This is a genomic window from Microbispora sp. ZYX-F-249, from assembly GCF_039649665.1.
GTDB classification, from domain to species: Bacteria; Actinomycetota; Actinomycetes; order Streptosporangiales; family Streptosporangiaceae; genus Microbispora; species Microbispora maris.
Map to the genome: position 1 here is coordinate 1 of NZ_JBDJAW010000127.1, position 1,406 is coordinate 1,406.

A 1,406-nucleotide genomic window follows, 5' to 3' on the forward strand; every position below is an offset into this window, starting at 1 on the left:
TTCGTGTGGGGCACGGCCACCGCGGCGTACCAGATCGAGGGGGCCGTCGACACCGACGGCCGGGGGCCTTCGATCTGGGACACCTTCTGCCGGGTGCCCGGCGCGGTGGCAGGGGGCGAGTCGGGTGAGTTCGCCTGCGACCACTATCACCGCTGGCAAGAGGATGTCGATCTCATGAAAGACCTGGGGGCGGGGGCCTACCGATTCTCCGTTGCCTGGCCGCGGGTGCTGCCCGACGGCCGTGGGCCGGTGAATCGGCGCGGGCTGGACTTCTACCGCCGGCTCGTGGACGCCCTGCGCGAGGGCGGCATCGAGCCGTATGTGACGTTGTACCACTGGGACCTGCCGCAGGCGCTGGAGGACCGCGGGGGCTGGCGGGTCCGCGACACCGCCGAGCGTTTCGCCGACTACGCCGAGGTCATGTACGAGGCCCTCGGCGAGTCGGTGTCCAACTGGATCACGCTCAACGAGCCGTACTGCTCGTCGATCGTCGGCTACGGCGAGGGCCGGCACGCGCCCGGGGCCAAGGAGGGGGAGGGCGCGCTGGCCGCGGCCCACCATCTGCTGCTGGGGCACGGCCTGGCCGTGGCCCGCCTGCGCCAGATGGCCAGGCCCGGCCAGCAGATCGGGGTGACGCTCAACATGTCGCCCACGGTGCCGGTGACCTCCTCCCCGCAGGATGTGCAGGCCGCGCGGCGGATGGACCTGCTGGTGAACCGGCAGTTCACCGAGCCGCTGTTCGGCGGGGCCTACGCCGCCGGCATGGCCGAGACGTTCGGGCGGATCACCGGCTTCTCCTTCCGCCGGGACGGCGATCTGGAGATCATCGGCAGGCCGGTGGACTTCCTCGGGGTGAACTACTACTACCGCCTGCATGTGGAGGCCGCGCCGTATGAGGAGGCCGACCCCGCCCGGCGTACGGCCTTCGATCTGGGCGTGCGCACCGTCACGCCGCAGCGGGCGCGCACCAGCGGGCTCGGCTGGGTGGTGGAGCCCGAGGGACTGTATGAGACGCTGGTGGGGCTGACCTCCCGTTATCCGGACCTGCCGCCGGTCTACATCACCGAGAACGGGTACGGCGACGACGGCGTGATCGAGGACGAGGGGCGCATCGACTATCTGCGCGACCATCTGGCCGCGACCCGTGAGGCGATGGAGGCGGGCGCGGACGTGCGGGGCTACTTCTGCTGGTCGCTGATGGACAATTTCGAGTGGGCCCGGGGCTACTCGGCCAGGTTCGGCCTCGTGCACGTGGACTACGACACCCAGGTGCGCACGCCGAAGGCCAGCTTCCACTGGATGCGGGACTTCATCGCCGACCCGGTCGTCACCGCATCCCCGCCCACCCGCCCCGCGACCACCGCCCCGGTCGACATCCTGGTCGCCGGCACCCCCAGGGGCGAGCG

Annotated in this window: 1 protein-coding gene; it reads left to right on the top strand. The window is 71.2% G+C overall.

All coding sequences use genetic code 11. The annotated features are described in order from the left end of the window. Positions 1–1,406 (top strand): GH1 family beta-glucosidase (locus tag AAH991_RS40025; RefSeq protein WP_346231174.1); only part of this gene is annotated, 1,406 nt, incomplete at both ends.